5 protein-coding genes are annotated in these 4,591 nt (G+C 62.3%); all 5 read right to left on the bottom strand.

Annotated features, from left to right (window positions below):
• Positions 1-447, bottom strand: a 447-nt coding sequence (locus K8I61_14590; protein MBZ0273263.1) for a cytochrome C oxidase subunit IV family protein, incomplete at its 3' end; no start/stop codon positions are given.
• 14 nt (positions 448-461) lie between these two features.
• Positions 462-1,142 (bottom strand): cytochrome c oxidase subunit 3 family protein, encoded by a 681-nt coding sequence (locus K8I61_14585; protein MBZ0273262.1) that lies wholly within the window; start codon positions 1,140-1,142, stop codon positions 462-464.
• Positions 1,143-1,145: 3 nt separating this feature from the next.
• Positions 1,146-2,801, bottom strand: a complete 1,656-nt coding sequence (locus K8I61_14580; protein ID MBZ0273261.1) for a cbb3-type cytochrome c oxidase subunit I — start codon at positions 2,799-2,801, stop codon at positions 1,146-1,148.
• Complete coding sequence (gene coxB / locus K8I61_14575) at positions 2,801-3,754, bottom strand: cytochrome c oxidase subunit II (protein ID MBZ0273260.1); 954 nt, start codon at positions 3,752-3,754, stop codon at positions 2,801-2,803. The genes K8I61_14580 and coxB overlap by 1 nt, the downstream gene beginning before the upstream one ends.
• A gap of 65 nt (positions 3,755-3,819) precedes the next feature.
• Positions 3,820-4,591: SCO family protein (locus K8I61_14570; GenBank protein MBZ0273259.1), on the bottom strand; the 772-nt coding region annotated here is incomplete at its 5' end.

The following is a 4,591-nucleotide window of genomic DNA, read 5'->3' as shown; positions in this document are numbered from 1 at the left end:
GGGTTGATGTCCCACCGCGGCGGGCGCGACCGCGGGCGGCGCGGCGCCCTGGGCTTGCAGCTTGTCGGCGAGCGCCTGCGCCTGCTTGACGCGCCGCATATAGTGATTGTCCTCCTCCTCGGAGATCATTCCGCGCGATTGCAGATCGGCGAACGTCAGCCCGAAGAAGAGAAGGATGAACAGAATCGAGGCGAAAACGATGATCGTATTGAATCGGTCGTCGTACTTCAGGTGCATGAAGTACATCCCGACGACGGTCGCCTTGACGATCGCCACGACAAGCGCGGCGGCGAGGCCGACGGCGCCGAGGTTCAGATACGAGACGATGACGGTGACGATCGTCAGCCCAAGCAGGGCGAAATAGACGGTCAGATACGTCTTGAGCGGCGAGATGTGCGGATGGTGCGCGGGAATCGCGTGCGAATGGGCGGCGTGCGCGTCGTGCATGTTCGTATGGCTCCCTAACGCACCAGGTACAGCAACGGGAACAGGAAGATCCAGATCACGTCGACAAGGTGCCAGTAAAGGCCCACATTCTCAACCGGCGTGTAATATTTGCCGTGGAATTCGCCCTTTCGCGCCCGCAACCAGATCCAGGCGATCACGCCGATGCCGACGAGCACGTGGATGCCGTGCAGGCCGGTCAAGACGAAATAGATGCCGAAAAAGATTTGCGGCTGGCCGGCGATTTGCTCGTGCGAGCTGTAGAACTTGCCCGGCAGCAGGCCATGCTCGAACTTCGCCGAATATTCGAAATATTTGATCACCAGGAACGTGCACGCGAACAGCATCGTGAGGATGAGATTGCGCGAAAGTGCCTTGTTGTCGCTCATTTGCGCGGCGCGCACGCCAAGGGCCATCGTGAGGCTCGAGGTGATGAGGACGACGGTGTTCGTCGCGCCCATCGGCACCGAGAGGTGCTCGTGCGCCTGAAGGAAGGTGCCGGGATAAAAATAGCGGTACGCGGCGTAAGCGAGGAACAGGCCGGAGAAAAAGAGCAGCTCCTGGGCGAGAAACAGCCACATGCCGAGCTTGGCCGCCGATTCCTGCTGGTGCACCGTGTGGAAATGGTGCGCCAGGTACGACGGATGATCGTGCGTTTCGCCGTGCGCGGGCGGGTGGTCGGGATGCGTCGTTTCCATGAATTACACGTGTCCTTTGACTTCCTCGCTGTAGTCGATCTCCGGGAACTCGTACGGGCCGTGCGTGGCGACCGGCTGCGTCTCGAAGTTGTGTGTGATCGGCGGGGTGGCCGTCATCCATTCCATGCTCGTGCCGCCCCACGGATTTTGGGGCGATTTCCTGCCGCGCGCGAGCGAGTGGATGAACACGAACAGCGAGAGGAACAGGCCGATGCCGAGGATCATCGAGCCCCAGGTCGAGAGCTGATGCCACAACTGGAATTCGGGCAGATACGAGGCGTAGCGGCGCGGCATGCCGCGGCTGCCCATCACAAACTGCGAGAAAAACGTCAGGTTGAAGCCGATGAAGATGAGGATGCAGGCGATGTTCGCCGGCAACGCGGCGTAGAGCTTGCCCGTGATCTTCGGCCACCAGTGATGCAGGCCGCCGATGAACGCGATCAGCGCGCCGCCCATCATGACGTAGTGGAAATGCGCGACGACGAAATAGGTGTCGTGCAGGTGCACGTCGGTGGCCAGCGAGCCCAGGAAGATGCCCGTCAGGCCGCCGATGGAGAACAGGAACAGGAACGAGAGGGCGTAGAGCATCGGCGTCGTGAACTGGATGACCCCGCGATGCATCGTCGCCACCCACGAAAAGACCTTGATCGCCGTCGGCACCGCGACCGCAAACGTGAGGAATGAGAAGATCGTGCTGGCGAGCACCGACTGACCGGACACGAACATGTGGTGTCCCCACACCAGAAAGCCGATGAACGCGATCGCCACGGACGACAGCGCGATCGCCTTGTAGCCGAAGATGCCCTTTTTGGAGTGCGTCGCGATCAGTTCGCTGATGATGCCGAATCCCGGCACGATCATGATGTACACGGCCGGGTGCGAGTAGAACCAGAAAAAGTGCTGGAAGAGCACCGGGTCGCCGCCCATCGCCGGATCGAAGATGCCGATCTGCAGGACGCGCTCGACGATCAGAAGCAGCAGGGTGATCGCGAGGACCGGCGTCGCCATGATCTGGATGATCGCCGTCGCGTACGTCGCCCAGATGAATAGTGGCAGGCGAAACCAGGTCATGCCCGGCGCGCGCATCTTGTGAACGGTGACGATGAAGTTGAGGCCGGTCAGGATCGACGAGAAGCCCAGGATGAACGCGCCGGTGACCGCCGCGATGACGGCGGTGTGCGTTCGGGTGGAGTAGGGCGTGTAGAAGGTCCAGCCCGTGTCGAACGAGCCGGCGACAATCGCGTACAGAAGGAACAGGGCGCCGAAAACGTAGATGTAGTAGCTGAACAGGTTCAGCCGGGGGAACGCGACGTCCTTGGCGCCGAGCATGAGCGGCAGGACGAAATTGCCGAGCGACGCCGGGATCGACGGGATGATGACGAGGAACACCATGATCGCGCCGTGCAGCGTGAAGAGCTTGTTGTAGGTGTCGGCGCTGACGAGGTTGAGTCCGGGCGTGAACAGCTCCAGGCGGATCGTCAGCGCGAGCAGGCCGCCGACCATGAAAAAGGTCAGTACGGAGACGAGATACATGATCCCGATCCGCTTGTGGTCGAGCGTGAACAGCCAGGAAAGCGCGCCGCGATGCGAGGTGAGGTAATTGCCCTCGTGCGCGGCGCTCGCGCCCGGCGACAAGGGATGGGCGATCGTCTGGGCCATCAATGTTCTCCTGTCCCGGCCGCCGCCTCGGTCCCGGCCAGGGACTTCACGTACTCGATCAGCGCGTCCACCTCTTTATCCGCGAGCATGCCGCGGTAGGTGGGCATGACGGGCTGGTAGCCGGTCACGATCCGCGTCGCCGGGTCCATGATGGACTCGCGCAGGTAGTTGTCATCCGCCTTGACCGTCGATCCGTCCGCCAGCTGGACCTCGTGGCCGTAAACGCCCTTGAGCGAGGGACCGATCAGGCGCGTGCCGTCAACCGAATGGCAGGCGATGCAACCGCGCTTGGTGAAGATCGATTTGCCGATCTCGTGCATGGGCATGTCGCCGGCAAATTGCCCGCCGCCGGTCTGAATCCATTCCTGATACGCGGCCGCGTCAAGCACCTTCACCTTCGCGAGCATTTGCGCGTGCGAGGTGCCGCAATATTCCGTGCAGAAGATATTGTGCTCGCCGGGCTCGATCGCCTCGAACCAGAGGACCGTGTAGCGGTTCGGCAAGACGTCGCGCTTCACGCGGAAATCGGGCACGAAAAAGCTGTGAATCACGTCGTTGGACGACATCGTGAGCTTCACCGGGCGGCCGGCCGGCACGACGAGGTCCGGAGAATTGATGCCGTCGCGGGGATAGCTGAAGTTCCAGGACCATTGTTGCGCGGTGACGCGGATGTCGAGCGCGTCGTCCGGCGGGACCGAAAGATCCATGAATCCGAAAAAGCCCCACAGGAAGATCGCCACGAGCAGGAACGCGGGGACGACCGACCAGAGAAGCTCGAGCCCCAGATGTCCCTTGATCGGGCTCGACCGCTGCCCTTCACTCCGCTTGCGGTATTTGACGGCGAAAACGACCATCAGCGCCACGATCACGACGAAGAAAAAGACGGACAGGTAGTAGATGAAATAAAAGACGTTATCCACGCCCTCGGCGACGGTGGAGGCCCGCGGGGGCATCCAGAATCCGCCGGATTCCGCGCGGACGACGGCCTCCGTAAGGGCGCTTGCGATACGGCTCGTGATCACGTGAGGTTCTCCACGGGACGGCCGTGGCGCTCGCGCCGCCACAGCGCGGTCAGGATCACGGCCACGGCGACGGCGGTCAGGCCGCCCGAAAGGCGCATGATGCCAAGCGCCCAGGGGCCATAAGCCCCGGCCGTCGCATCGTAATGAAAGCAGCTCAGAATGAGCTTTTCGATCGGCGATCCCAGATGCCCGTCGGAGGTCTCCATCAGGGCGAATTTCAGGTCGCGTCCCGGATATTCGAGACCGTAGAGATAGCGCGTCACCTGGCCCTGGCCGTCGAGAAAGAAGATCGCGGCGGGGTGCGCGTATTGCCCCGTCTCCTCGACCTTCCGGTATTCAAATCCCACCGCGTTCGCAACCTGGTCGATGTTTTCGGTTTCGCCGATCAGGAAGTTCCAATCCGCGCCGGACTTGCCAAGCGATCCCAGGTACGTCTCGCGCTTTTCGCGGGCGAGGGTCGCGGTGTCCTCCGGGTTGATGCTGATCGTCACGAGGCTGAAATCGCGCCCGGGAACGAGCGGCATGCCCTTCATGCCGGTCACCAGCGCGTTGAGTTGCAACGTGCAGAGCATGGGGCATTCGTAATAGTTCAGCGTGAGCAAGGTCGGCTTGTCGTCCGGCACGAAATCTCGAAGCGGACGGCGCGCGCCCGCGTGATCGGTGAACGCGAGATCGAGATTCACATGCGCGCCCAGGTGCTCGCTGATCGTCACGCCCTCGAGCTGTTGCGGAATCGTCTCCGCGGCGTCGGCCGGCGGTACGGCGGTC

The organism is bacterium, assembly GCA_019912885.1.
In the GTDB taxonomy this organism is placed as follows: Bacteria; Lernaellota; Lernaellaia; order JACKCT01; family JACKCT01; genus JAIOHV01.
Note: the sequence above shows the minus strand (reverse complement) of the source record. Positions and strands in the feature narration are given on the sequence as shown.